Origin of the sequence: Salinadaptatus halalkaliphilus (assembly GCF_006543045.1) — an archaeon.
Lineage (GTDB): Archaea > Halobacteriota > Halobacteria > Halobacteriales > Natrialbaceae > Salinadaptatus > Salinadaptatus halalkaliphilus.
In genome coordinates, this window is record NZ_RBZW01000016.1 from 93,751 (window position 1) to 119,890 (window position 26,140).

The following is a 26,140-nucleotide window of genomic DNA, read 5'->3' on the forward strand; positions in this document are numbered from 1 at the left end:
ATCAATCCAGGGTGGTCAGGAGCTGACGGCGTCGCCGAACAACTGTGCCAGCAGTCGCCGTTGGCCGATCCGCAGATGGCGGTTGACAGTTGGTTGGGACACGTCGAGGCGGTCGGCGATCTCCTGACCGGTGCTCTCGCGGGGCCACTCGAAGAAGCCGGCGTAGAAGGCCGTCCTGAGTACCTCGAGCTGACGGTCAGTCAGTTCCTCGAACAGCGAGGAGATGAGTTCGCGTCTCGTGTGCATGGAACGTTCGACGTGGCGGCGGCTGCGGAGTTCAACGTCGCGGTGTGTGTCCGCGAGGGCATCGATGAAGGCGCGAACGTCGGTCCCGGTCGTAACGTCGACGGTTACGATCGTCTCCTCGTCGTCGCCGACGATCGATCGCGGACTGGCGCCGTGGCGGATCAGTTGCGACGCGAGCACTTCGCCGCTGACGAGCGCCTCGAACCGACAGCGGTCCTCGTCCTCGCTCAGCAGCCGGTAGGCCGAGACGACCACGAGTTCTTCGAGGATGGCCGTCACCGCTTGCGGGTCCACGTCGTGGGTTTCGAAGAACAGGAGCGTGTCCTCGCTCGAGTGTGTTCCGATGCCGTCGTACTCGATGCGTCCGCCCGTTTTCGTCGCGATCTGTGACAGGATATCGTTCGACTCCGTCATCGCGAGGGTGAGTTCGATCTGTACGGCCGAGTGGAGGGCTTCCCGGGTACGCGTCACGTTGATCGCGTTCGCGATCGTCTCGCCGAGTTCGCCGAATACCTCCCGCTCGAGCTCGGCAAACGCGTCGGGTTCGGTCGCGTAGACGGTCAGTACGCCGTACGAGTACTCCGCTAACGTCAGCGGAATGCTGATCACCGACTGGAAGCCCGCATCGAGCGCTTTTCGCCGCCAGGACTCGCCACGGATATCGTCGACGACGTTCTCGACGACGGTCGTCTGCTCGGTTCGTGCGGTCCGACACGCGGGTTCGACCGACGTCTCCGTCGCAAGCGAAACGCTATCGAGGTACTCGCCGTTTGTCCCGGCCCAGCTCTGGGGCTCGAGGGTCGATTCGCTCGAATCGACGGTGCCGATCCAGGCGAAGCCGATCCCCGTCGCCTCGACGAGACGCTCGGGGACGGTCGAATCGATCTCGGCGCGGCTCGTCGCGCCGACGAGCGAGCCGTTGATTCGTCTGATGATCTCGGTGACCGACATCTGCCGTCGAAGGCGCTGATTCTGGGCCTCGAGTTCGGCGTCGCGTTCGCGCAATCGCGACTCGTGCTCGAGTCGGTCGAGAGCGGCTTCGGTCGTCGCCGCCAGCGTCTCGACGAGCTGGCGGGTTTCGGCGTCGATAGCGTCGGACTCGGCGGCGACCGTGACCACTCCGTGGTTGCCGATCGGGACGACGACGGCACTCTCGACGTCGTCTTCGAAGAGCTGTGTTTGATCGCCAGCAGCGGGATCGTCGACGACGGTCTGTGCGCCCGTGACGAAGGCATTCCAGAGGACCGAGCCGTCGCTGGCAAGTGGGGTTGTTGGCGCCTCGTGTGTGAGTCGATCGAACGCGTCGCTGTGGCCGACCGGGACGAGCTGGTTGACGTCGTCGTCGAGCCGATAGAGTGCAACGCCAGCGTCGTCGAAGAGATCGGTCGCGGTGTCGATGACCAGATCGGCGACCGCTTCGACGGTTTCGACGCCTAGTAGCCCGCGCGCGGCTTCGTGAAGCGACTCGAGTGCTAACTCCCGGTGTTTCAGGTCGGTCACGTCCCGCAGCGCACCCTGGTAGGCGACCAGTTCGCCGTCCTCGAAGACGGGCTCGCCGACGCCGCGGACCCAGATCAGTTCCTCCGGTGTCGGTTCGATCCGTGCCTCGAGCTCGTAGATAGATTCGGTCTCGATCGCGGTCTGGAGTCGTTGGCGAACGCGCGGGCGATCGTCGGGGTGATACTTTTCGATGGCCGCGCTCAAGTCGGGCGGCGTGTCACGGGGCAGTCCGTGAATCCGATACTGCTCTTCGGTCCAGGTCGGCTGTGGCGGATCCTCGGTCAGATCCAGTTCCCAGCCGCCGACGCCGGCCAGTTGCTCGACGCGCTCGAGAAGTTCCTGGGTCTGCTCGAGTTCGCGTTCGCGCTCCTTGCGGTCGGTAATGTTCTGGATCGAGCCCCGGACGGCGACGACCGCATCGTCGGTCGACTGCAGGCGATCCTCGTTCGACGCTGCTACCGCGTCGCCCGTGACGATCGGCTCTCCGATCGCCCGCACCCAACGTCTGTGGCCGTCCGTGGTGGTCAGGCGTAGTTCGAGATCGTAGGGTTCGCCCTCCTCGATCGCGCGGTCGAGGGCCGTTCGGAGACGCGCCCGATCCTCGGGGTGATACAACTCGAGTGAGTCTTCGAGGGAAAAACTCGACGTTTCCGGATGGTAGCCCAGTATTCTGGCGACCTCGTCGGTTCCCTCGAGTTCGTACGGCTCCTCGCGGACGTCGAGCTCCCAGGCGCCGACGCTTGCGAGGTGCTGGGACTGCTCAAGCAGCGCCCGGGTTCGCTCGAGTTCGCGTTCGTACCGCTTGCTCTCGGAAACGTCTTCGATCGCCCCCATCACGCCGACGACCTCGCCACTCGAGTCCCGGATCGGTGCTTTCGAGATGCGGACGTCGAGTAGTGAGCCGTCTTTCGTTCGACGCTGTAGTTCGACGCCGGTGATCGTCTCACCGGCGCGAAGCCGATCGAGGAAGATGTCGAGTGACTCCTCGTCCGGCTCCGGGATCGTCGGCAGTTCGTTGCCACGTACTTCCGACTCGTCCCACCCGAAGATGCGCTCGGCTGCGGGATTCCACAGTTGGACGGTATCCTCGAGATCGACCGCGATGAGTGCTGCCGGCGAGGCATCGATGATCGCGTCGAGCCACTCGTTGGTCTCTCGCAGCCGCTGTTCGCGGATTCGGCGATCGGTCACATCTTCCTGAAAACCGACGAAATTCGTCACCGTTCCCGCGTCGTCTTCGATCGGAGCGAGATGGACTCGGTTCCAGAACTCGGTGCCGTCCGGTCGGTAGTTACGAAGCTCGACGGCAGTTGGCTTCCCGTCCGCGACCGCCTCCTGTAGCTGCTCGACGCGGTCTGGATCCGTCCGTTCTCCCTGCAAGAATCGGCAGTTTCGTCCGATTGCGTCTTCACGGTCGTAGCCAGTGACCTCCTCGAAGGCCTCGTTCGCGTAGATGATCGGATTGTCCGGCTGGTCCGGATCGGTGATCGTCACCCCGACTGGTGCTGCCTCGAGCGCTCGATCTTTGAGTCGAAGTTCACGTTCGTACCGTTGGCGATCGAACGCGTGGCCGATCCAATTCGCCATCAGATCGACGAACGTGCGATCGGCCGTCGAAAACTCCCCCTCGCGTGGCGTTCGGTCGAGGAAACACAGCGTCCCGTAGCGCTCGTCGCCGATCTCGAGGGTCGTCCCGAGATAGCTGTTGATATCCCCCGACTCGACCGCGGGATCGTCTGTGTCTCTCTCGTCGTCGGCGTCGTGAATCCCACGGAGACCGTCGGATTCGACCGTCTCGCGACAGAACGTCTCCGAAAGTTTCGTCTCCGTTCCGTCCGGGACGACCTCGGTCCCGTGGGTGTACTCGACGACGTAACGATCGGCGTCTTCGTCGGTTCGCGAGACGAGCCCCGCTTCCATCTCGAGTCGGTCACAGCCGAGTTCGAGCAACTGGCGTATCTGCTCGTCCGTGCTCGCGTTTGTCTCGGCGGTAATTCGATACAGCGCGTCTCGGTACTGTTCGTGTTCCGCGATGCGCTGACTGCAGCGATGGAACGCACTCGTCAGGTCGTCGATTGCGGCCGAGAGTTCGCCGAGTTCGTCGTCTCGGTCGAGTTCGATGTTGATTTCGTCGGTCCGTATCTCCGTCGGATGCGTCGTTCCCTCGAGTCGATCGACGACGGTTCGGACGTCGGTTGCGAGACGTTCGATCGCGTTCGATCGATCGGCGCTGCCACCGACTGCGAGCCCGAGGACGACCGATTCGACAGCCTGCTCTATGTACAGCCCCAGAAGCACCGTCCCGACGAACAGCAGTGACCCGGCGACGATAGCGTTGATCCCGGACATTCGGGACCGATACCACGGTAGCGCCAGCTGGGGGTCTCGTGCCGGTGACGCTCCGTCATCGTGTGACGACCCTCGGCTGAAAGGCATAGCGGCTGTATGTGACCGACAAGAATGAGTGTTCGGTCGGTTCGGCGTCCCTGGTCGGCGCGTTGGCAGCGAAACGATGGAGTCAATCGAGCAACAGCAACTCGGGATGCTCGAGGTACTCCATCACGGTGTTCGTAAAGCGCGCGCCGACGGCGCCGTCGATCAGCCGGTGGTCGAACGACAGCGACAGCGTCAGCACGGAGCGTGGTTCGATCGATTCCGCGCCGTCGTCGGTGACGACGCGGGGTTTGCGCTTGATCTCGCCGATGGCGAGAATCCCCGATTCGGGGTAGTTCAGGATCGGCGTCGCGTACTCGCCGCCGATGCCGCCGACGTTGGTGATCGTAAACGTCGAGCCCTGCAACTCGTCGGGGCCGATCGTTCGATCGCGCGCTTTCTCGACGAGTTCGTTCGTCTCGGAGGCCAACTGGAGCAACCCCTTCTTGTCGGCGTCCTCGAGGACCGGCACCATCAGGCCGACGTCGGTCGCGGTCGCGACGCCGATGTTGTAGTAGTCGCGGTAGACGATTTCCTCCGCGTCCTCGTCGATGACCGCGTTCATCTCGGGGTACTCCTGTAAGGCCGCGACGACGGCTTTCGTGACGAACGGCATGTAGGTCAGCCGAATGCCCCGGTCCTCGGCACGCGGGGCGAGTCGGTCTCGCGTCTCGACCAGCGCCGTCACGTCGACCTCGTCGTGGTGGGTGACGTGGGGGGCGCTGTACGTCGACTCGACCATCGCCTCGGCGATTCGCTTGCGGACGCCGCCGAAGGGTTCGCGGCGCTCGCGCTCGCCGGGTTCGAACGCGGCGTACTCGCGCTCGCCGACGGGGTCCCCGGCCTCGAGTGCCTCGCGATCCGCATCTTGGGCCCGGCGTTGGGCCTCGGCGTACTCCTGGACTGCCTCGGGCGTGACGAACGCCTCGCCGTCGCGGTGGTCGACTGCGGGGACGGCGTCGATGTCGACCCCCGCCTCGTCGGCGAGTCGTCGGGTCGCCGGCGCGGCCAGCGTCCGCTCGCGATCCGCCGACTCGAGGTCGCCTGCCGCCGGCGCGGTCGACGCACCAGCATCGGCGCTCGAGGTCGCCGGATCGCTCGCGGCGACGTCCGGCTCGTCGGCGTCGGCAGACGCGTTACCCGCAGTGGCAGCCGTGTCGCTCCCGGCGGATTCGGAGTGAGTCGGCTGCGAGTCGGTTGTCTGTGAGTCGGTGCCCGTCGCAGCCCTGACATCGGCCGTCGTGATCCGACCGCCGGGGCCGCTGCCCTCGAGCGTCGCGAGGTCGATCCCCGCCTCGCGGGCCAGTTTGCGGACTCGCGGCGGTGCGAAGACGCGGTCCTGGGGGGTATCGATCGTCTCGGTCTCGGCGCCGGTTGCGCCGGGATCACCCGCTGACTCGCTCTCGCCCTCGGTTGTGGTCAGGTCGGCCGCCTCGCTCGAGTCGGTGTTTTCGATATCGCCGGTTTCGGCGGGCGCCTCGCCCTTGAGCGAGAAGGTAACGAACACCTCCCCGACGGGGATGACGTCGCCCTCGTCATAGTGTAGTGTTTCGACGGTACCGTCGACGGGCGAGGGGATGTCGACCAGCGCCTTGTCGGTCTCGATCTCGGCGATCGGCTGATCCTCTTCGACGGTGTCGCCTTCAGCGACGAGCCACGAGACCAGTTCGCCCTCGGCGACGCCCTCGCCGACGTCGGGCAGTTCGAACTCACGAACCATTCTAGAACCCCGCAGCGCGCCGAATGCCGTCCTCGATGCGGGCGGCTTCCGGCAGGTAGTAGTCTTCGAGCGCGTACAGCGGGAACGGCGTGTCGAAGCCGGTGATGCGCTCGATCGGTGCCTCCTGGTAGAGCAGCGCCTCCTCCTGGATCGTCGCGGTGATTTCGCCCGCGAGCCCGCCCGTCTTGGGGGCTTCGTGGACGACCGCGGCGCGGCCGGTCTTCTTGAAGGAGTCGAGGATGGTGTCGTCGTCCAGCGGCGAGAGCGTCCGCAGGTCGACCACCTCGACGTCGACCTCGTCCGCGAGATTGTCGGCGGCCTCGAGCGTCGGCCGGGTCATCGCGCCCCACGTGAAGACGGAGACGTCGCTGCCCTCGCGGCGAACGGCGGCCTCGCCGAGAGGGACCTCGTAGGAGTCGACCGGGACGTCCTCGCGAAACGCCCGGTAGATGAGTTTCGGCTCGAGGAAGAGCACGGGATCCGGGTCTCGAATCGCACTCGTCAACAAGCCCTTCGTGTCGGCGGGCGTCGAGGGGACGACGACCTTGAGGCCGGGCTGGTGGACGAACATCGCCTCGGTCGACTCGGAGTGGTGTTCGGGCGCGCGGATACCGCCGCCGTAGGGTGCGCGGACCACCAGTGGACACGTAAATCGTCCTCGAGAGCGCGTTCGCAGGCGTGCGGCGTGGGAGACGATCTGGTCGAATGCGGGGTAGATAAAGCCCATAAACTGCATCTCGGCGACGGGACGCAGCCCGTAGGCGGCCATGCCGATGGCCGTGCCGACGATTCCGGACTCCGCGAGTGGAGTATCGATGACTCTCTCCTCGCCGAACTGATCGTAAAGGCCTTCCGTCGCGCGAAAGACGCCGCCGTTCTTGCCGACGTCTTCACCCATGACGAGGACATCCTCGTCGCGTTCCATCTCGGTTCGAAGCCCGTCCTGAACCGCCTGGACCAGGGTCAGGCTCTCGGTCTCTCGGTCGGTCTGCGGTTCCGTTTCGGTAGCCATGGTATCACTCCAGGAGTTCGTCGTCGCCGTGGTCGTCGCGAATCGATTCGAGATACTCGAGTTGGCGCCGTAATCGTTTGGGCATCCCCTCGTAGACGTGAGCGAAGATTTCCTCGGGATCGGGCCGGCGAACCGACTCGACGGCCTCGATGGCGTCGGCGACGTCCGCTTCGACGCTGGATTCGATCGCGTCGACGCGCTCGTCGTCGAGGATGCCTTGCGAGCGCAGGTAGGTTTCGAGGCGCGGGATCGGATCTTTTTCCTTCCAGTTTTCGACCTCGTCGTCCTCCCGGTAGACGGAGGGATCGTCGGCCGTCGTATGGGCGCCAAAGCGGTACTGGACCGCCTCGATCAGCGTCGGTCGGGTGGCGCGGCCGGGTGCGTCGTCCACGAAATCGTCGGGGTCTTTGGCCTTCTCGACGGCCTCGCGGGTGACCTTGTAGACCGCGAGCGGGTCCATGCCGTCAACCTGGACGCCCTCAAAGCCGTAGGCTTCGGCTTTCTGGGCCAACGTCTCGCTCGCACTCTGGCGCTCGCGCGGGACCGAGATGGCCCACTGGTTGTTGTTACAGAAGAAGACCGTCGGGGTGTCGAAGACCCCGGCGAAGTTCAGCCCCTCGTGGAAGTCGCCTTCCGAGGTCGCGCCGTCGCCGAAGTAACAGACGAATGCCTTCCGCTCGCCCTTCAGTTTCGACGCCCACGCCGCGCCCGTCGCGTGGGGAATCTGGGTCGCGATCGGCACCGCGACCGAGAACATGTTGATGTCCTTGGGAATCGCATTGCCTTGCTCGTGGCCCATCCAGTACAGCAGTGTTCGCTCTAAGCCCATCCCGCGAACCAGGCCGACGGCGTGTTCGCGGTAGCTGGGAAACACCCAGTCCTCGGTGTCCATCGCGTGGGCACTGGCGACCTGGGCGGCCTCCTGTCCTGATAATGGGGGGTAGGTTCCCATTCGTCCCTGGCGCTGCAGGCTCACCGCGCGTTCGTCGAAGTGGCGGGCCAGGCGCATCTGCTCGTAGATCTCGAGGAGTTCGTCGTCGGAGAGATCGGGCACGTCGGCACCCTCGCGCACCCGCCCCGTCTCGTCGAGGATCTGTACTCGTCGCGTCGGATCGCGCTGTAACGTACTCACGGGGAACCCCTCCAGTACATACCCGACCAATGTATCGCTCAGGATAAAGGATTTTCCCTAAATAGCTTACTATCGGTGAGATTCTTACCACACAGAGCCACGTATTCCGGACAACAGTGGATAATTATGGACAGATGTGGGCGAAGACAGTGTCGTCGAGACGGTCGAGAGGTGTACTGACGTGCCACGCGGCGATGAGCGAATCGATGTTTCCGACCCGTACGATGCGATGTGGGACGAGGCGTCGCCTCATACGGATTGCTGTAACGATTTACCGGCGAAACCGCAGACGGGTCGCGGTTTCGGCGGTAACGACTTACAGTAAACCGTATCAGTCCGATGCGGCCCGCGCCTCCTGCCGGGCCTGCTCGACGCTCTTTCCCTCCCGGAGCACGGCGTCGACGAACAGTTCGCCGGCCTTGTACGACGACCGGACCATCGGGCCGCTGGCGCAGTACAGAAAGTCCAGTTCCTCCTCGGCGACGCGTCGCCACGTGTCGTACTTCTCGGGGTGGTCGTACCGTTGTACCTCGAGGTGATCTCTCGAGGGCCGGAGATACTGGCCGAGGGTAACGATGTCGACGCCGCGGTCGCGACAGTCGGCCAACGTCTGGTAGACCTCGTGGTCGTACTCGCCGTGGCCGAGCATGATCGAGGTCTTGGTGTAGATATCCGATTCCCGGTCGACCTGCTCCAGCACGCCCAGGCTCTGTTCGTAGCCGGCGCGGCGGTCCCGGACGGGAAACTGCAGGCGCTCGACGGTCTCGACGTTGTGGGCGATGACGTCGGGGTCGGCGTCGATAATTTTGCGAACGAGACGTTCCTCACCCTGAAAATCGGGGATGAGGACCTCGACGAGGATGCCGGGGTGGCGATCCTTGATCTCGCGGATCGTCTCGGCGAAGTGGCCCGCACCCTGGTCGGGGAGATCGTCGCGGTCGACGCTCGTGAGGACGACGTAGTCCAGTCCGATCTCGGCGATCGCGTCGGCGACGTTCGCGGGTTCGTCGGGATCGAGCGGCTCCATCCCGCCGGTTTCGACGTCACAGAAGTTACAGGCCCGGGAACAGCGATGGCCCATCAGCATGAACGTCGCCGTCCCGCCTTCGCCGCTGCCGGTTCCAGCCCCGCCGGACCAACATTCACCGAGGTTCGGACAGTTAGCCTCCTCGCAGACAGTGTTGAGATCGCGCTCGCGCAGTGTCTCCCGAATGTCGGCGAACTCCCGACCCGACGGCGGCCGCATCTTCAGCCAGTCGGGTTTGCGTGCGCTGCTCATAGGCGATGTCACGGGCGGGAGCGTGAAAAACCGTCGCTTGTCGGCAGTCGTCAGGTCGTTAGATCGTGCCGAATCCTTGCAGTCGGAGCGCGACCGAGACGACGGCGGCCACGAGACCGACGACGACGACCGCCCAGTCGACAGTCTGGAATGGCTGGCGGTTGTAGAACGACCGGTCACCACGCGTATCGAACCCGCGGGCCTCGAGTGCCATTGCCTGCGTCTGGACGTTCCGAATCGCGGTCATGAACACCGGGATCAACAGCGGAATATAGCTTCGCAGCAGCGTGACCGGGTTGTTGCCGCCGACCTCGTGTCCGCGAGCGGCCTGGGCCTGTCGGACCGTGTTGGCCGACCCGAGGAAGGTCGGAAACAGCCGCAGTGCGGTGCCGACGGCGAAACAGAACGCGAAGGGGATACCGAGCGACCGCATCCCCGCGACGATCTCCTCGTTCGATGTCGTCGTCACGAACAGTAGACCGCCGATGATGAACGCCGCGATCCGTTCGGATCGACCGAGGGCGAACAGCACCTCTCGCTCGGTCAGCGTCCCGACCGGCGTCGAGAGCAAGACGGCACCGCCGGAGTGGGTAAACGCCGGCCAGACGGCGAAGCCGACGAGAAATAGCGCGACGACGATGAAAGAGAGTCGTTTGAAGTTCGGCCAGCCGCCGACGGCCACGAGCGCGAGAAACGAGGCCGCCAGCGGCACGAACACCCACACCGGATCGGTGAACGAGTACGCCATGACGAACAGGCCCGTGATAAGCGCCAGTTTCGAGCGTGCGTTCAGCCGGTGAATGAACGTGTCACGGTCGGCGTACAGCGACGGCGAGGAACTCACGAATGGTCACCCCCAGTAGCGGCGTCGGCCTCGGCATGGGTCTCGCCGGATGCGGCGTCCGACCCAGCCGTCTCGAGGCCAGCGACCAGTTCGTCGACCGACAGCGCCGGCAGCGCGTCGTCCTGACCGGTTTCGGCGGCCAGTCTATTCGACACCTCGATGGGTTGTGGCGGCTCGAGGTTCCAGCGCTCGAGCAGCGACTCGTCGGCGAACAGTTCTCGAGTCGGCCCGTCGAACGCCTTCTGTCCGTCGTCCATCACGACCGTCCGGGGCGCGTACTGGGCAACGGTGTGCATGCTATGGGTGACCATCGCGATCGTGACGCTGGTCTCTCGGTTGAGGCGAGCCACGAGATTCATAAATTGGTCGCGCTGGGTGGCGTCGAGGCCGGTCGTCGGCTCGTCGAAGACGATCGCGTCGGGATCGGTCGCGAGGATCGACGCCAGCGCCACGCGCTGGCGCTGTCCCTTCGAGAGGTTGAACGGGTCGGCGTCCTCGAGGCCGTCGAGTTCGACCGTCTCGAGCGCTTCGGTGACGGCCTGGTCGAGTTCGTCGCCCGTCATGCCGAAGTTCTCGGGGCCGAACGCGACCTCGTCGCGAACGGTGTCGGCGAAGATCTGGTGATCGGGGTTCTGGAAGACGTAGCCGACGGCTCGGCCGATCTCGCTCATCGAGCGCTCCGCGACGTCCCGTCCGCGCCAGCGTGCCTCCCCTGAATCGGGCTCGAGCAAGCCGTTGAGGTGTTTCGCGAGCGTCGTCTTCCCGCTGCCGTTGTGGCCGACGATGGCGACGACTTCGCCGGATTCGACGGTGAGATCGACGCCGTCGACGGCCCGAACCGTCTCGCGGTCGGTCTCGTACTCGTGGACGATGTCCTCGAGTTCGAACACCGGATCGCCGGTCTTCTGGCGGGTGCCGGCGGGTGCGCCGGGTAGCGAGTCGCCGCGGCGTGCTGGCGGCGTCCACTCGAGGGCTCGCTCGAGCACGGCCTCGACGGCCTCGTCGGGATACAACGGCAGGTCTTCGCGCGACCAGCCGAGGCGATCGAAGGTGTCGACGACCGGCGGAACGGCGACACGCGCGTTGTGGAGCGCCTCGACGTCGGTAAACACCTCGCGAATCGGCCCCTGACGATACACCTGGCCGGCGCGCAAGAGGACGGCGTGGTCGGCCAGCAGCGCCTCCTCGATCTCGTGGGTGATCGTGACGATCGTCTCCGGCCCGTTCCAGCCCTCCGGGGCGTCGAAGCCATCGGCGTCCGCGAGCGAACGGATCACCTCGAGGGTATCGTGGCTACCCGCGGGATCGAGGTCGCTGGTCGGTTCGTCGAGCAACAGCAGTTCGGGGTGGTTTGCGACCACACCAGCGAAGACGAGGCGTTGTTTCTGGCCGCCCGAGAGCGCGTCTGGCGGCCGGCGTCGGTCGAGATCGGAGAGTCCGGCGACCGACAGCGCGTGCTCGACACGGGGATCGATGTCGTCGATCGGAACGGCGAGGTTTTCGGGACCGAACACCGTCTCGCTCGTCACGCTCGTTCCGAACAGCTGGGATTCGTAGTCCTGTAACACCATACCGACGTCGTCTGCCATCTCGGGGACGCGGGCGCTCGTTGCGTCGCGCCCGAGAACCTCGATATCGCCAGCGAACGAGCCGGTAACGAAGCTTGGGATGATCGCGTTGAACGTCCGTAGGAGCGTGGATTTCCCGCCGCCACTGGCCCCCATTATTACGGTGAAGCTTCCGGCCGGGATATCCAGATCGAGGCCCCGGAGTACCGCGCCCCCGCGGTCGTCCGGGTCGTACGCCTCGTCGTCTGCGAACGAATCCGCAGCGGGAAGGTCCAGCCCGCGATCGTACGCGAAGACGACATCTCGCAATTTCGCGGCCGGTTCCCCCGTCGAGTCACTGCCCATTCTATCTGGTATCACGCGGGTTCTAGAACTAAAACAGTCCGGATTGGCCCGCGGGAAATTCGGGGGTAATCGTCACCCGATCAGTCGAGCAGTCGCGAGAGTCGCTCGCCGGAAATCGCCGTCAGCCCGAGCACGAGCAGGAACCCGATCGCGCCGAGGACGATCTGGATCGTCGCGCCGCCCTGACCGAAGGTTTCGCCTTGAGCGACGCCGAATTCGACGTTGTAGACTCCGAGCGAAATCGCGATACCGACCGTGACCCAGATGATCGACACTGCCAGCAATCCGAGTGCGGCTGTTCTAGCTCGCCCCAGCCCGACGTCCGGCACGTCCTCGTCGTGAAGCAGGTCGGGGTAGAGCAGTCCCATCTCTTTGATCCGCGGGTAGGTCAGGTACAGCAGCGGCGGACCGAGGACGACCGTCGCGATCAGGTTGTTCGCGAAGATCACCGTGCCGAGTACCGAGAACGGGAACAGCCCGAGTACTTCGAGCCCCCAGGCGATGATCGCCGCACAGACCGCCGAGGCCGCGGCCGCGATAGCGACGAACTCGACCAGTTGTCGAATCGTGTTCTCGCGGAAATCGGGCTCCACCCCGCTCGAGAGCGGACCGAGGTTGCCCCACAGTTTGTAGCCGAGCAAGCCGAAGAAGAAGTTGCCGATGAACCCGAACAGGCTTCCCGGGCCGAACGTCCCCGCGAAGATATCGTTGATCAGGTTTCCGATCGCCGACCCCCAGGCCGCCGCCGGTCCGAACATGATGCCGAAGATCACCGGAATCACGTTGCCCGGCCGAACCGCCGTAATGCCGGGAACGACCACGAACCCGGCGAAGGGTATCAACAGCGCAGCGTAGACCGCAGCGACGACTGCGACGAGCATTATCATTCGCGTGTCACGCCACATCGTGAGTAGCTCTCTCATCGGTTTACAACCCTCAGAACTGCTACTTAAACATAGTCGTTTTCTCCATCATCTTTCGATCAAATGTAACTATTTCATTTATTTCGGCCTGCCGACCGCGCTCGGTGTTGCCATCGATCGCTATGGAGATCGCCGGCAGACGCGCACCGAGCGCAGCAACCACGCGACTGCACGAAGAGCGATCCGCAGTCACTTAATGTCGGACGAACAAGCCTCGAGTATGGGACTCGAGGGGCGATTCGACGAGCAAGCGGGCATCGTCCGCGTCGGTGGCGACGCTCGCCAGCGGTACTACGACTCGCGGGGCTATGGCTACCCACTCGAGGGTAACGAGATCGCGCTGGCGCCGGTCGAGGCGGCCCATCTGCTCTTTCGGGACGACCTCGAGGCGGTCGTCGACGAGTCGGGCGACCGATTGTCGTTTCGGGCGTTCGCCAGCCGCGAGCCCGGTGGCGACTTCGGCGTTCGATTTCTGGTCTACGCCGACTTGCGCGAGCGCGGATTCTACCTTTCGCCGGCGGCCGAGCCGTGGGTCGACGATCCACCGGCGACCGACTTCGCCGTCTTCCCGCGCGGCAAAGGGCCACAGGACGGCGAGATCGCCTATCCGCTGAGTGTGATCGGCGAGCGAACCGATGTCCCCGCGAGCGACCTCGCCGACGGCGTCCTCGCGGTCGTCGACGAGGAAAGCGAGATCACTTACTTCGACATCAGTCCGCGAGAGCCCGAGGGATCGACGGACGCCCCGGTTCCCGAAGACTGCCCCGCTGACCTCCTCGCCGATCGGGTCGTCGTCTGGGAGCCCCCGCTCGAGCTCTACGAGGAGTCGTTCTACGGCCAGCCCCTCGAGGGGCGAGAGTACGACCGGCCGACGCTGCAGTGCTCGCTGCTCGAGGCGGCCTACCTGGCCGAACGCGGGGCGCTCGCGCTCGAGCCGGAGACGGTCCGCGAACGCGGACGCGAGGTCGAAGGTGAGCGGTTCGACCGACGCCTCGCCGTCTACACGACGCTTCGGGAGCGCGATATCGTTCCCAAGACGGGCTACAAGTTCGGCGCGGACTTTCGGACCTACGCCGATGTCGAGTCGGTCGACGAGCTGGGTCACTCCGAGTTGCTGATTCGGGTCCACCCCGCCGACGCCGCCTTCGAACCGCGGGATCTCGCTCTCGACGTGCGCCTCGCACACGGCGTCCGCAAGACGATGGTGTTCGCGCTCGTCGATGATTCGTCCCACATCGAGTGGTGGTCGATCGAGCGCCTAACGCCGTAAGCTGCTCGCACGCGCTATGATCGCCGCCAACGGTGCTGGTCGGAAACGTAAAAACCCCAACAGCCGATAGCTCCCCATATGCAACTCGAGGTGATCGGTGTCGGCGCCGCGGGATGTCGGATCGCCGATGCGATTCACGCGGGCGATCCGGCCGAGCGGTCGGTCGTCGGGACGGCGTTCGCGTTCGATGTCGACGGCGAGGACGTGACCGCCCTGCAGTCGATCCCGGTCGCACGCCGATTTCGGTACGGGGAGACGATCGAGAACGGACTCAACGGCAACCTCCAGCGCGGGTTCACCGTCGGCGAGGAGCACGTCGACGAACTCAGTCGTCACCTCGACGACGGCCAGCCCTCGATCGCGGACGCTTTCGTCGTCGCTGTCGGCCTCGGCGGGGCGACCGGCGGCGGGACGGTCCCCGCGCTCGTCGAGAATCTGCAACGACTGTACGACAAGCCGGTCTACGTCCTCGCGACGCTGCCCGCGACGAGCGAACTCGAGCCGTCGAGCGACGATCGGTCCGGGTCGGGGTCCGACGCCGAGACGCGGCCGATGGCCGAGGAAAACGCTGTTCGCACGCTCGAGCGCCTCGAAGGGAGCGCGGATGCCGTCATCGCGTTCGACAACGAGGAGTGGCTCCGAAGTTCGGAGACAGTACTCGAGGCGCGCGATCGCCTCAACCGGGAGCTGGCCGACCGAGTGCTGGCGTTTTTCACGGCGACCGCGAGCGGGACGGACGAACCGAGCGGTGCGGAGACGATCATCGACGCGAACGACGTCGCGCGCATTCTCGGCGACGAGACGGGGATCGCGACGATCGGCTACGGCAAACAGCAGGTCGAGACCGACGACGGCGGCTCCCGATTCGGGCTGGGGCTCTTTTCGGCGGAGACGAGCGTCGACACGACGACGGCGATCAGCGCCATCGAGACGACGATCCAGAAAGGGCTGCGGGGCAAGCTTACCCTCGAGTGCGATCGCGGCGATGCCGATCGAGCACTGCTGGTCGTCGGTGGCCCGCCGGCGTGGCTCAACCGCCAGGCGATCGCCGACGGCCGCTCGACGCTCGAGTCGGCGACCGGCTCGGCCGAGATTCTAAGCGGTGACGCCCCGCGTCCCGACAGCGACCAGGTCTTTGCGGTCGTCTTGCTCGCCGGCGTCGAGCCCGCGGGCCGACTCGCGGCCCTTCGCTCGAGGACGAAGCCGCTCGATCGGCGTCGGGCGGGCGAGTGATACGGTTTACTGTAACGATTTACCGGTGCACCCGCCGCCCGGGTCGCGGGTGCGCTGGAACCGACGTAAGCAGTCCGTACGAATCCGTCTCGGACAGTATTTTTATTGGTTCTGCCGGAGTGCGTGACGGTAGGACGATTGCTCCGGTGTGTACATGGAGGGGACTGACGAGGGTGCGGTGACGTCCGGGCCGGACCGGCCGGACTGGGGACAGCTCGGTCTGGTCGCGCTCGCGCTCCTGATTTTGGCGCTGGCAGCGGTTGCGATCCCGGCTCTCGGCGGCGTTTCCCTCGGTGGACCGTCACAGGCGGGCCCGGATGCCGGGAGCGAGTCCGGATTCACCGACCTCGAGACGGCGCCGGATGGCGCGGACGCCGATGGCGCCTCGAGCGGCGAGGCCGCAGACGGTACGAACGGCGCCGGCGACGACACCGTGGCGGGCGACCCGGAGGCTGGAGACGGTGCGGTGGCCGACGGTGATCTGGACGACGCCGACACGCCCGGGGACGCCGACGGCGCCGACGGATCGGCTATCGGCGACGGCACCGAGGGAGACGCCCTCGAAGTCGGCGACGATCCCGGCGGAGCGGACGCGGAGGATGCCGATGCGTCCGACGGCGGTAGTCCCGATGGGGCCGACCAACCGGGAGACGGTGACGAGTTCGACGATGGAGAGCTGGCCGGCAGTAGCGGCGAACCCGGCGACGGCGACGAAATCGGTGAGGGCGGTGGGTTCGGCGGTGGTGAGCCAGCGGACGGCGACGGGGCCGGTGACGGCGACGTGCCAGGAGATGGTGAATCCGGTGACGGTGACGAACTCGGAACGGGTGCTGGTGACGGTGGCGACCCCGGAGATATCGACGACGGTGCGTCCGGAGACGACACTGAACCGGGTGGTGGCGATGCCGACGATGACCTCGTCGACCTCACGGACGACGTGGACGGGGACGCTACCGACGGTAGCGACGACGGCGACCTCGGAGACGGTGCCGACGGTGGTGCGGACGAGAACGGCGACGAGCCCGGGGGCGATGCCGCCGACGGAACCGACGGGGAAAACGGGCCGGACGATGGCGACGAAGGCGGCGAAACGGGGGCTGCCTACGATATTTCGTTCGAGGACTCGCCGAGTCCCGGCAGCGAGGCGACGGCCACGATCACCGAAGACGGCGACCCGCTCGAGGGCGCGACGGTCTTTTTCGACGGCGAGCCCGTCGGAACGACCGACGGTGACGGTCGGGTAACGGGGACGGTTCCGTTCACGACTGAACTCGAGGTCCAGATCGATCCGTCGGGAGCGACCCAGGCCTCGGTCGTCCGCGGTGGCGGGGGTGTACCGGGTGGCACGGGCACACCGGGCGGGAGCGGAGCGAGGCAGTTTTCGGGTGGAAGCGTCGGCGCGATCCAGCAGTGGGACAACGAGACGCGAACGACCATCCAGTTGGACGCCGAGACGACCCTCGAGGTCGACGGCGAGTTCGTCGCCGGCAGCGAGCGGACGGTGACCGCGACGGTCGACGGAAATCCGATCCCCGACGGGATGGTGCTGGTCGACGGCGAGGAGTATGGGACGACCGACATCGACGGCACGGCGACGATCGAAGTGCCCGAGGACCGCGAGAACGCGACGGTCGCGGTCGAGCGCGACGAGATTCGCGCCGAGCGGACGTTCGACGTTCGGCACTTCTCGGTCGCGGTCAGCGATCGGCTCCCCGTCCCCGGGCGGACCGTCGACGCCGCGGTCACCGACGGCGATGGGCCGGTCGCAAACGCCACGGTTTCGCTCGAGGGCGAGCCAGTCGCCGAGACGGGTGCGGACGGAACGGTTGCCGTCCAGTTGCCGGTCGCGAGCGAGGCGACGATCGCGGCCCAGTACGACGGGGCGACGACCGAGACGACCGTCGACGGGCTCTATCGCAACGCCGCGATCCTAGGAGCAGCTGTCGTCGGCGTGCTCGCGCTCGTCGCCGCGACACTCGTCCGCCGGTACGGGGCGTCGGCGTCTGCGGCCCGCTCGCTGCCGACGAGGCTCTACCGGCGGGCTCGAGAACTCCTCCATGCGCTCGGTCGGTTCGCGGTCGACGCCGTCGTCCGACTCGCCGGCGCACTCGAGCGACTCGGGCGCTGGCTCGCCGCCCGAATTCGGGGCGGTTGGCGAGCGCTCCGTCGGGCCGGGCGTTGGCTGTACGCACTGCCGGGCGAACTCGCCGCCGAGGGTCTCGATGCACTCGCGGCGATCCATCCCGCACGACTCTACGCCGCCATCGTCGGCGTAGTCCGATCGCTGATTCGTTCGTCGCGATCCGGACCCGAATCGATGGTTTCGTCCGGAAGCGGCGGGAGCGCGAGCGATGATCGCGCTGGTCGGGATGGCGACCAGGTCGGCACCCTCCGAGAGCTCTGGCAGGAATTTCTGGCCCTGGTTCGACCGCCTCGGCTCCGTACGAAAACGCCCGGCGAAATCGGACGCTACGCGATCGAGAAGGGGTTTCCCGAGCCGCCGGTTCGAACCGTTGTCGATACGTTCAGGGACACCGAGTACGGTCGCTCGAGTCCCTCCGAAGACCGACTCGAGGAGGTGCAGACGGCCGTTCGATCGGTCGATGGCGCCCGAACCGACAGCGGTGACGAGACGGCAACCGACGGCGATGACGATACCCGAACCGACAGCGGCGACGATACCGGCACCGACGGCGTCGACAGTTCCCGACCGGCAGGAGGTGAGTCGACGTGAGCCGGTCGGTAACTGACGCGGTACTGGTACTCGTCGCGGTGGGTACGCTCGCGCTCGGTGGCCTTCTCGCCACGGCACCGACGATGCTCCCGCCGACCGTCCTCGAGACGGTCGAGGGTATCGAGAGCGCCGTCGACACCGATCGAGCGTTGCTGGCGATCGGCCTCGTCGTCGCCCTGTTTGCGGTGTGGCGTGCCTACTTCTCGGGCGCAGACGACGTTCATGATCCGGGCATCGAAGGAGAAGCGACGGCTCGAGAGTCGAACGTCGGGGGTGCGAAGACGCCCCGAGACGCGATCGAAAGCGAGCAACCGCGGGATCCGACCGCCGGAACAGCGCTCGAGGAGCCGGCGACGGCCGGCAGTGACACCGTCGCGATCGTCGGCCAGCGGACGACCGATCGGATCGAGGGGACGATCGCGTCGCTGCAACGCGGCGACGAAGCGGACACCAACGCCGTTCGTGAGGAGCTGCGAGCGACCCTGCGAACCGTCGAAACTGCTCGCGGCCGCTCGAGGCAGGCCGCCGCCGACCGGGTTCGACGGGGCGCGTGGACCGACGATCGGGTCGCCGCCGTCTTCCTTGGCGACGACGCCGCGGGCACCCTCTCGATCTGGCACCGACTCCGTCGGTGGCTGTTCCCCGGCCGGACGTTCGATCGACGACTCGAGCGAACCCTCGCGGAACTCGAGGCGTACGCGGCGACTCCGGCGAACGGCGCTGTCACCCGAACGGGCGGTCATGGCGACGAGTCCGACGGGACGAGACCCGAGGGCGACGCCGTCGCGAACGCGGTCGATCCGACGGAGGTCGATCATGCGTAGGGTCTCCCGGTGGCACTCCGGCGTCGTCGCCACCATCGTGCTGACGACCGCCGGATTGCTGGTCGGGTCGCGAGCGCTGTTGCTGGCGGCGATCGTCCCCATTACCTATCTGGGCTACGGTGCGCTGTCGTCGATTCCCGACCCCACAGACGCGCTGTCGGTCGAACGCGAGTGTTCGCCACGCCGACCCCTTCCCGGCGAGCGCGTCGCTGTCACGCTCACGGTTCGAAACGAGGGTCGGCGAACGCTGCCGGACGTCAGAATCGTCGACGGCGTCCCCGACGAACTCGAGGTCGTCGAGGGCTCCCCACGCGCCGGTGCGACGTTGCGGGCCGGCCAGGAGACGACGCTCTCGTATACGCTCCAGCCCCGACGCGGGTCCTACGCCTTCGGCGACACCCGGGTCCGCGTTCGCAGCCTGAGCGCGACGGCTGTCGCGACGGCGGCGTGTCCGGTTACGGGCGACGACGACCTCGAGTGTCGCGTGCCGGTAGACGGGCTCCCGGTCGAGCGCGACACGATCGCGGTCGCCGGCGCGGTCGCGACCGACAGCGGCGGGCCGGGCAACGAGTTTCACTCGACGCGGGACTACCAGCGGGGCGATCCCCTCAACCGCGTCGACTGGCGACGGTACGCCCGCACCGGCGAACTCGGGACCGTCCTCTATCGCGAGCAGGAGGCGGCCACCGTCGTCGTCATCGTGGACGGTCGCCAGTCCGCCCGCGTCGCCGCCGCGCCGGGTCATCCCGACGGCATCACGCTCGCGGCATACGCGGGCGTCGTCACGGCCAGCGCGCTGATCGACGCCGGCCACACCGTCGGCGTCGTCGGCCTCGGCGTTCGCGGCGACGTTCCCGGCGTCTACACGGGCCCGCCAGCCTACGTCGAGCCCGGCCGCGGCGTCGACGTCGGCGGCCGTATCGCCCGCGTCTGCGATGCGGTCGCCGCTCGAGCGACCGCTGCCGATGGGGTCGCTTCGAGCCAGCCCAAATCCGATTGTGCAACCGGCCGCTCTCGCCAGTCCGACGAGGGCGCGACGGCTCGAGCCGACGGTCACGGGACCGCCGATCACCTCGAGACGTTGCTTCCCGAGCGCGCACAGCTCGTGGTCTGTACGCCCGCAGTCGACGACGAAATCGTCGATCTGGCGATCGCGCTGCGGCGACGCGGGTATACGCTGTCGACGATCTCGCCGAACGTCACCGGCCGGGACGATGCCGGCGCGCGCCTCGCCGCGATACGCCGTCAGTCACGCCTCGAGCGGCTGGGACGGCTCGACGTCCCCGTAAGCGACTGGGAGCCCGACACCCCGCTTGCGAGCGCGCTGGGTCGTGGCTTCGGCGAGGTGATTCGCTGATGGCGACCGAACGGGGGTCGGCCTCGAGCACCCAGACCGAGTCGGGGCCGTCCTCGAGCGGGGCCGCCGAACCACGCCAGCCCTCGAGCGAGCCCCGAGATCGGGCAGGGTCGACGCGGAATCGGAACCAGGTGGCTGCGGAGACGATCAGTGCGCCCGGCACCGCAGTCGGCTCGATCCTCGCGACGGTCGTGGGCGTTCTCGTGCTCGCTGTCGGCGTCGATGTGCTCGTGCCGGCCATCCTCGCCGTGGCGACCGGCTGTCTGTTGACGGCGACTGTCACGGCGGCGAAACGGCGTACTCCGGGCGGGCGGGCGATTGCCAGCGCCCTCGCGGTGTTGGCCGCGATCGGACTGGTCGCGGCGATCGGCGTGGCGGCCGTCGCCGCCGGCGGCGCGACGGCCGTTGGCGCCCGAATCGGTCTCGTTTTCGCGCTCGCGCTCGCGGCCTTCGGCGCGACGGCGACCGTTACCGGGGCGATCGGCGACGGTGCCGTGCGCTCGGCGATTCCCGTGGCCGTCCTGACGACGATCCCGATCGCAGCGACCGCCGCCTTCTATACGGACCCCGTCCGCTCGCGGCTGCTCGAGGGCGCACTCGGTGGAGCGACCAGCAGGGGCGCACTCGTCCTCGAGCGACTGCTCGAGCCCGTGGATGCCGCCGCCGGCGTGGCGAGTTTCGTCGCGTTGGTCGTCGGCTGTTGTTGGCTCGCGTCGGTCGTCGTCACTCGGCTCCCGATCCCCGAGTTGCTCCCGCGGGACCGACGCGAGACGGCGCGGCGCAGGATCGAGGCCGTCGCCGCGCAGGCGAGGATCAGTGGCGTCGTCCTGTTGTTGGCGGGTGGCGTCGCGTTCGTCCTCGCCGCGGCCGAAGACGCCGTCGGCGTGCCCTATCTCGACGATATCTCTCCCCAACTCGAGGCCGCGATGCTCGCGGTGACGTCGGCGGGGTGGCTTCGCGCGCTCATCTTGGCGTGTATCGTGACGTTGCTCGTCCTGTTCGTGCTGTCGAACGTTCCGGTGCTCGGCCGGCTTCGACACAGCGCCCTGGCCACGTGGGGACCGGTCTTCGCGGGTGGAACGCTCGCCTCGGCGCTCGTGATCGTCGCCTACCCGCCGTTATTCGAGCAGTTCGTCCGTCCCGAACTCGAGGGGGCGCTGACCGACGGCGAGTTGTTTTCCCTCCCAGGTACCGGTGCGGCGTTGCCGCCACACCAACTGCTCGCGACGCTCGAGCCGCCGGGCGGGATCGCAGTCGCAGCCGCCGCGACGACGGCCGTCGTGGGGACGATCGTCTCGGTGTTACTGATCGTCTCGCTACTCGGGGCGATTCACCTCTTGCCGCGGCGGGCGACGCCGGGTGCGCTCGGGGCCAGCGCGCTCGTCGGCGCGAGTATCCTCGCAGCGGTGGCGGGGGCCGGCCCGCTGATCGTCTGTCTGGCCGTCGTCTGTGCGATCGTCGTCTGGGACGGCGCCCTCTACGGCGTTTCGATCACCGAAGAAATAGGTCGAGAAACGTCGGTTCGACTGCCCGCAGTCGCACACACGACCGGCACGGCTGTCGTGGGTCTCTGCGGCGTCGCGCTCGCGTTCGGACTCGCCGCGGCGCTCGAGTCGATCGCCGTCCAGACGGGCATCACGATCGTCCTCAGTCTCGTCGTGGCGCTGGTCGTCGTCATCGTCGTACTCAAGCGACGAGCGACCAGGACGCGGACCGACGGGCTATCACGCGGGGGAGACGGGATCGAGAGCGGTGACGATCCGACGCCGAACCGGGAGACGAACACGGCCGCGGAGGGCGACGATGTGGCGTCGACCCGAACGGATCGCACCGAACCGGCGGAAACGCCCCGGACGGAGACGACGGCATTGTTCGTCTTTTTGAAGGGTGTTCCCTACGGTATCGTCACGACGCTCGTCGGAATCGCGCTGGTAACGATCTTTCTCCTGTTCGTCGAGGGACCGCCGAATCACCCGACGGCCGATATCGTCACCGCGGGGCTGGGGAGTTACGGACTGATCCATCTGTTCGTGTGGTTCGATGGACAGCTGGTGATCGGACATCTCTTACAGGGTGGGCTTTCGCCCTCGCTGCTTGCCGCCGTTCCTATTCCCGGCGCTGTGGTGGGTGCCGCCGGCTATCTGTACGCCACCGCCACCAGTCCCGAGCGACTGTTGGATCTCGTCCCGGTCGTTGCCGGGGTCGCCACCGGCTACGCTGGAGCGCTAACGACGCTGGCGACGATCGGCTACACTGCTGGACTGGGAATACCGGGTAGCCACACGCTCACCGTGCTCTCGACCGCAGTTTCCGGATTCGCCGTTGCAATTCTGTTCGCGGGGAGCGGCGCCGACATCGCTCGTTGGTCGGCCGACCAACCGTAATTGTGGGTGTCGACGCTCGTCGTGTAATGGCGCTCGACTCGAGTGGCACGCAAGATCGCGTGACTCTGCGACGCTACGGATCGACGGCCGGTACTGGCACGCGCTCGAGTACGTCGCGAACGATTGCGCCACCGTCGACGCCCTCGATCTGGGCGTCGGTCGTCAGCACGAGCCGATGTTGCATGATCGGCTCGGCGATGTGCTTGACATCGTCAGGGGCGACGTACTCCCGGCCCGAGATCACCGCGCGGGCTCTGGCGGCCTCGTAGTAGCGCTGGATGCCCCGCGGCGAGATACCGATCTCGACTCTGGGATCGTCCCTCGTCGCGCGAGCCAACTCCACGAGGTACTCCCGAACCCGTTGGTCCATCGTGACGCCTTCGGGGACCCGCTGTAGCGCCCGGACACCCGAGGCGTCGAGAACCGGCTCAACGGTGGGCGTTTTCGTCTCCCGGCGACTCCGGCGGTCGATCAACTCGAGTTCGCCATCCATCCCGGGGTAGCCGATCGAACTCTTGATCATGAAGCGATCGCGTTGGGCCTCGGGGAGTTCGAAGGTGCCCTCCTGCTCGACGGGGTTCTGGGTCGCGATCACCAGGAAGGGGTCGGGTAGCTCACGGGTCGTGCCGTCGACGGTGACCTGGCCCTCGTCCATCGCCTCGAGTAGAGCCGACTGGGTCTTGGGTGGGGCCCGGTTGATCTCGTCGGCCAGCACGACGTTGGCGAACACCGGGCCGCGAGCGAACTCGAACGCGGCGTGTTGCTCGTTGAAGATGTGCGAGCCGGTAATATCGTTGGGGAGCAAGTCGGGCGTAAACTGGATGCGGGAAAACTCGAGGCCCAGCGCCTCGGCGAGCGTCAGCGCCGTCAGGGTCTTGCCCGTCCCCGGAACGTCCTCTAAGAGGACGTGGCCGCGGGCCAACACGGCCGTCATGACGTGTTCCAGAAACTCACGGTCGGTGATCACTGCGTCGGCGATCCTCGATACGACCGCCGAACACCGCTCGCTCGCCGACCGCGAGGCGACATCGTCTGGCATCGCTCGAAACTGGCCGCCCGAGTACCATCAACGTACTGGCGACTCACCGTTCTCGTAAACGGCGGGCGAGCTGTCGGCGAGAGCCGTCGACGACTACGCGAGTTCCGCGAGCAGTCGCTTTCCGAGGACGACCTCGGTGCCGGCGAGCCCGACCGAACAGAACAGCGTGATCTCGTCGGCGCCGTCGCGACCGCAATCGGGCGACTCGAGAACCTCGGCGAGTTCGACGGTCCGATCGAGCTGGTCGTTCGAGAGTAGCGAGGGTCGGTCGCCGGCCTCGAGCTGGGGCAGCGAATCGGTCGCGATTGCGTCGGCCCGCTCGAGGACCGCCGGCGGGAGTTCGTGTGCGTCCCGATATTTCGGTCCGATGGTCGTCACGTGGGTGCCGGCCTCGAGCCAGTCGGGGTCGAAGACGGGCCCCGTGCTGTCGGTCGCACAGAGCAGCGCGTCGGCCTCGCGAACGACGGGTTCGGCATCCTCGAGGGCGCGAACCGACGGATCGCCCTCGTCGTCGAGTTTCGTGGCGAACGAGTCGCGATGCTCGGGTGTCGGGCTGTAGACCTGGACGTCCGAGAACGACCGGGCTGTACAGGCCGCCCCGACCTGCGAACGCGCTTGAAAGCCCGAGCCGAGGACGCCGAGGGTCTGTGCGTCGTCGGGAGCCAGCGCGTCGACCGCGACGCCGCCGATCCCGCCCGTCCGCAGCCCGCCGACGGCGTAGCCGGCGAGTAACCCCTCGAACGCGCCCGTCGTCGCGTCGAAGACCGCCACCAGTGCGGTGTGGTCCGCTCCCGTCTCGGGAAACGTCTCGTAGACGCGGAAGCCGGCGGCGTTGACCGCTCCGGTCGCCGCCCCCGCCGTGAACACGAGCTCGCCCTCGCCGGCGTCGACGCGCCACCGCGGCGGCGCCTCGAGCGTGCCCGCCGCGCGTTCGACGAACGCCTCGCGCATGGCCTCGAGCACCCACTCGTACTCGAAGCTCGAGTACACGTCGCCGTCTGTCAGTATCGGAAACGACGTCATACGGTGACGATAGGTCAGGATCAGTATAACAGTAGTGTATCGACGGAGACACTCTCAGAGCTGGATTTGTTCGACGAGAGCAGCGATAGCCTCCGCGACGACCGTCTCCTCGAGCCGTCCTTGCCAGAAGTCGATGTCCGCACTGTCGATCGATTGGACGCCCCACGGGACGATGCGACTGTCGTCTGGTGTGGCTCCCCGAATCCACGCGTCCGATTCGATTTCCACGAGCCCGTCCATTCACGTTCTTGTCGTCAACGGAAGTGAAATATACTGCTGGCCGTGAAACGGCCGGTCGTCGTGATTTGTGATGACAAGCCAGGGACGTGCGGCCTCGTCTCCCTTGTACGGGTCTGCCCCGTAGACGACGTCACATGGCTCGTAAATTGGAGGGTCGCCGGTCACTGATCATCATCCGTGAGACTCGGATGAGGGTTGTCAGGAGCGTGTGCCTGCCAGTCCGCACGGTCTTCGGTTCCCAACTGCTCGTTGAACAGCGCGGTTGCGCGAGCGTATCCGTCGTGGCGTCGTACCCGTTCGTCGTCTGTGATCGCCCAGTACTGCCCCTTGTGTTCGACGAGATCCCGATTTTCAGCCGAGAGAGTGCCGTACTCACCGCACCGTCGTCTACCTCGATCCGCCGTGCAATTTCTCGCGCCTTGAACGCCCTGTCGTCGTTCGTCGCGAGAAATCCGAGTACGCGGTCCGTGGCCGAAAGATCCTCGAGTTCGGCCTCGCTCGAGCGCTCGAACGTGTCTCGGTCGATCGACATCGGTAGCTGTACCTACTGTATGGACCGTTATATGTGTTCCTCGCGAAACTACTGTGAGTCCGGTGACGGCGAGGAAACGACGGCTGCTCCCTCAAGTGCGAGCAGCTGCCGCTTCAACTCGAGGCCGCCCCCATAGCCGGTCAGCGAGTCGGCGCCGACGACGCGGTGACAGGGGACGATCACGGGGATCGGGTTCCGGCTGCAAGCCTGCCCGACCGCGACGGCAGCGGTGTCCAGGTCGGCGGCGAGGTCGCCGTAGGTTCGCGTCTCGCCGTAGGGAATGTCGATCATCGCTCGCATCACTTCGCCCGTGAACGTCTCGGGGTATGCGATCTCGAGGGTGAACGTCTCGCGTTCGCCCGCGTCATACTCACGCACCTGCTTGCGGATCGTTTCCGCATCTTCGGCGATCAGCGAGGCGTCGATCTCCCGGTCGTGCTCGCGGACGTGGATTTCCATACCTGCTGTCGTCGCCCCAGTATCGTAATGCTCTCGACGCCGA

General features: G+C 66.5%; 17 protein-coding genes and 2 pseudogenes. 6 read left to right on the forward strand and 13 right to left on the reverse strand.

Features of this window, described 5'->3' with window-relative positions; translation table 11 throughout:
- Positions 1-15: 15 nt before the first annotated feature.
- From D8Y22_RS06055 to D8Y22_RS06090, 8 genes are all read right to left on the reverse strand, one after another.
- On the reverse strand, positions 16-4,095 hold the full coding sequence (locus D8Y22_RS06055) for a PAS domain S-box protein (RefSeq protein ID WP_174811780.1): 4,080 nt from the start codon (positions 4,093-4,095) through the stop codon (positions 16-18).
- A gap of 169 nt (positions 4,096-4,264) precedes the next feature.
- Entirely contained in the window at positions 4,265-5,899 is a 1,635-nt protein-coding gene (locus D8Y22_RS06060; RefSeq protein WP_141463813.1) for a 2-oxo acid dehydrogenase subunit E2, read from the reverse strand.
- A 1-nt stretch (position 5,900) separates the two neighbouring features.
- Positions 5,901-6,911 (reverse strand): alpha-ketoacid dehydrogenase subunit beta, encoded by a 1,011-nt coding sequence (locus tag D8Y22_RS06065; protein ID WP_141463814.1) that lies wholly within the window; start codon positions 6,909-6,911, stop codon positions 5,901-5,903.
- A gap of 4 nt (positions 6,912-6,915) precedes the next feature.
- A complete protein-coding gene (gene pdhA, locus D8Y22_RS06070) occupies positions 6,916-8,043 on the reverse strand; it encodes a pyruvate dehydrogenase (acetyl-transferring) E1 component subunit alpha (RefSeq protein ID WP_141463815.1) in 1,128 nt (375 codons plus the stop codon).
- Between the two features lie 331 nt (positions 8,044-8,374).
- Positions 8,375-9,322, reverse strand: coding sequence for a lipoyl synthase (gene lipA / locus D8Y22_RS06075; RefSeq protein ID WP_141463816.1), 948 nt, complete (start codon positions 9,320-9,322; stop codon positions 8,375-8,377).
- A 58-nt stretch (positions 9,323-9,380) separates the two neighbouring features.
- Entirely contained in the window at positions 9,381-10,166 is a 786-nt protein-coding gene (locus D8Y22_RS06080; RefSeq protein WP_141463817.1) for an energy-coupling factor transporter transmembrane component T family protein, read from the reverse strand.
- Complete coding sequence (locus D8Y22_RS06085) at positions 10,163-12,079, reverse strand: ABC transporter ATP-binding protein (protein WP_141463818.1); 1,917 nt, start codon at positions 12,077-12,079, stop codon at positions 10,163-10,165. The genes D8Y22_RS06080 and D8Y22_RS06085 overlap by 4 nt, the downstream gene beginning before the upstream one ends.
- Positions 12,080-12,159: 80 nt before the next feature.
- The gene (locus tag D8Y22_RS06090; protein ID WP_217350861.1) at positions 12,160-13,002 is read right to left on the reverse strand and encodes a QueT transporter family protein; all 843 of its coding nucleotides are present in this window, start codon (positions 13,000-13,002) and stop codon (positions 12,160-12,162) included.
- A 220-nt stretch (positions 13,003-13,222) separates the two neighbouring features.
- Here D8Y22_RS06090 and endA point away from each other — a divergent pair, with 220 nt between their 5' ends.
- From endA to D8Y22_RS06120, 6 genes are all read left to right on the forward strand, one after another.
- Positions 13,223-14,272 (forward strand): tRNA-intron lyase, encoded by a 1,050-nt coding sequence (gene endA / locus D8Y22_RS06095; protein ID WP_141463891.1) that lies wholly within the window; start codon positions 13,223-13,225, stop codon positions 14,270-14,272.
- Positions 14,273-14,350: 78 nt separating this feature from the next.
- Entirely contained in the window at positions 14,351-15,505 is a 1,155-nt protein-coding gene (locus tag D8Y22_RS06100; RefSeq protein ID WP_141463819.1) for a tubulin/FtsZ family protein, read from the forward strand.
- A gap of 154 nt (positions 15,506-15,659) precedes the next feature.
- Positions 15,660-18,239 carry a DUF4129 domain-containing protein gene (locus D8Y22_RS06105; protein WP_141463820.1) on the forward strand — a complete coding sequence of 860 codons (2,580 nt, stop codon included), beginning with the start codon at positions 15,660-15,662 and terminating at the stop codon, positions 18,237-18,239.
- On the forward strand, positions 18,236-19,063 hold the full coding sequence (locus D8Y22_RS06110; RefSeq protein WP_141463821.1) for a DUF7269 family protein: 828 nt from the start codon (positions 18,236-18,238) through the stop codon (positions 19,061-19,063). Before D8Y22_RS06105 ends, D8Y22_RS06110 begins: the two co-directional genes overlap by 4 nt.
- Complete coding sequence (locus D8Y22_RS06115) at positions 19,056-20,420, forward strand: DUF58 domain-containing protein (protein ID WP_141463822.1); 1,365 nt, start codon at positions 19,056-19,058, stop codon at positions 20,418-20,420. Before D8Y22_RS06110 ends, D8Y22_RS06115 begins: the two co-directional genes overlap by 8 nt.
- Entirely contained in the window at positions 20,420-22,804 is a 2,385-nt protein-coding gene (locus D8Y22_RS06120) for a DUF7519 family protein (RefSeq protein WP_141463823.1), read from the forward strand. Before D8Y22_RS06115 ends, D8Y22_RS06120 begins: the two co-directional genes overlap by 1 nt.
- 73 nt (positions 22,805-22,877) lie before the next feature.
- Here D8Y22_RS06120 and D8Y22_RS06125 read toward each other — a convergent pair whose 3' ends face one another.
- The 5 genes and pseudogenes from D8Y22_RS06125 to D8Y22_RS06145 form a co-directional block, all read right to left on the reverse strand.
- Entirely contained in the window at positions 22,878-23,843 is a 966-nt protein-coding gene (locus D8Y22_RS06125; protein WP_141463824.1) for an AAA family ATPase, read from the reverse strand.
- Positions 23,844-23,936: 93 nt separating this feature from the next.
- Positions 23,937-24,866, reverse strand: a complete 930-nt coding sequence (locus D8Y22_RS06130; RefSeq protein ID WP_141463825.1) for an ornithine cyclodeaminase family protein — start codon at positions 24,864-24,866, stop codon at positions 23,937-23,939.
- Between the two features lie 54 nt (positions 24,867-24,920).
- A pseudogene (locus D8Y22_RS23310) lies at positions 24,921-25,271 on the reverse strand (type II toxin-antitoxin system PemK/MazF family toxin).
- A pseudogene (locus tag D8Y22_RS06140) lies at positions 25,268-25,638 on the reverse strand (MarR family transcriptional regulator). Before D8Y22_RS06140 ends, D8Y22_RS23310 begins: the two co-directional pseudogenes overlap by 4 nt.
- A gap of 48 nt (positions 25,639-25,686) precedes the next feature.
- Entirely contained in the window at positions 25,687-26,097 is a 411-nt protein-coding gene (locus D8Y22_RS06145) for a methylated-DNA--[protein]-cysteine S-methyltransferase (protein WP_141463826.1), read from the reverse strand.
- Positions 26,098-26,140 lie beyond the last annotated feature (43 nt).

What these genes read in the sequence shown, in the direction of transcription:
- D8Y22_RS06145 (WP_141463826.1), bottom strand. Translation starts at nt 26,097, where the DNA reads ATGGAAATCCACGTCCGCGAGCACGACCGGGAGATCGACGCCTCGCTG.
- D8Y22_RS06105 (WP_141463820.1), top strand. Translation starts at nt 15,660, where the DNA reads ATGGAGGGGACTGACGAGGGTGCGGTGACGTCCGGGCCGGACCGGCCG.
- D8Y22_RS06060 (WP_141463813.1), bottom strand. Translation starts at nt 5,899, where the DNA reads ATGGTTCGTGAGTTCGAACTGCCCGACGTCGGCGAGGGCGTCGCCGAG.
- D8Y22_RS06115 (WP_141463822.1), top strand. Translation starts at nt 19,056, where the DNA reads ATGCGTAGGGTCTCCCGGTGGCACTCCGGCGTCGTCGCCACCATCGTG.
- D8Y22_RS06085 (WP_141463818.1), bottom strand. Translation starts at nt 12,079, where the DNA reads ATGGGCAGTGACTCGACGGGGGAACCGGCCGCGAAATTGCGAGATGTC.
- D8Y22_RS06120 (WP_141463823.1), top strand. Translation starts at nt 20,420, where the DNA reads ATGGCGACCGAACGGGGGTCGGCCTCGAGCACCCAGACCGAGTCGGGG.
- D8Y22_RS06090 (WP_217350861.1), bottom strand. Translation starts at nt 13,002, where the DNA reads ATGAGAGAGCTACTCACGATGTGGCGTGACACGCGAATGATAATGCTC.
- D8Y22_RS06055 (WP_174811780.1), bottom strand. Translation starts at nt 4,095, where the DNA reads ATGTCCGGGATCAACGCTATCGTCGCCGGGTCACTGCTGTTCGTCGGG.
- lipA (WP_141463816.1), bottom strand. Translation starts at nt 9,322, where the DNA reads ATGAGCAGCGCACGCAAACCCGACTGGCTGAAGATGCGGCCGCCGTCG.
- D8Y22_RS06100 (WP_141463819.1), top strand. Translation starts at nt 14,351, where the DNA reads ATGCAACTCGAGGTGATCGGTGTCGGCGCCGCGGGATGTCGGATCGCC.
- endA (WP_141463891.1), top strand. Translation starts at nt 13,223, where the DNA reads ATGGGACTCGAGGGGCGATTCGACGAGCAAGCGGGCATCGTCCGCGTC.
- D8Y22_RS06125 (WP_141463824.1), bottom strand. Translation starts at nt 23,843, where the DNA reads ATGCCAGACGATGTCGCCTCGCGGTCGGCGAGCGAGCGGTGTTCGGCG.
- D8Y22_RS06065 (WP_141463814.1), bottom strand. Translation starts at nt 6,911, where the DNA reads ATGGCTACCGAAACGGAACCGCAGACCGACCGAGAGACCGAGAGCCTG.
- D8Y22_RS06130 (WP_141463825.1), bottom strand. Translation starts at nt 24,866, where the DNA reads ATGACGTCGTTTCCGATACTGACAGACGGCGACGTGTACTCGAGCTTC.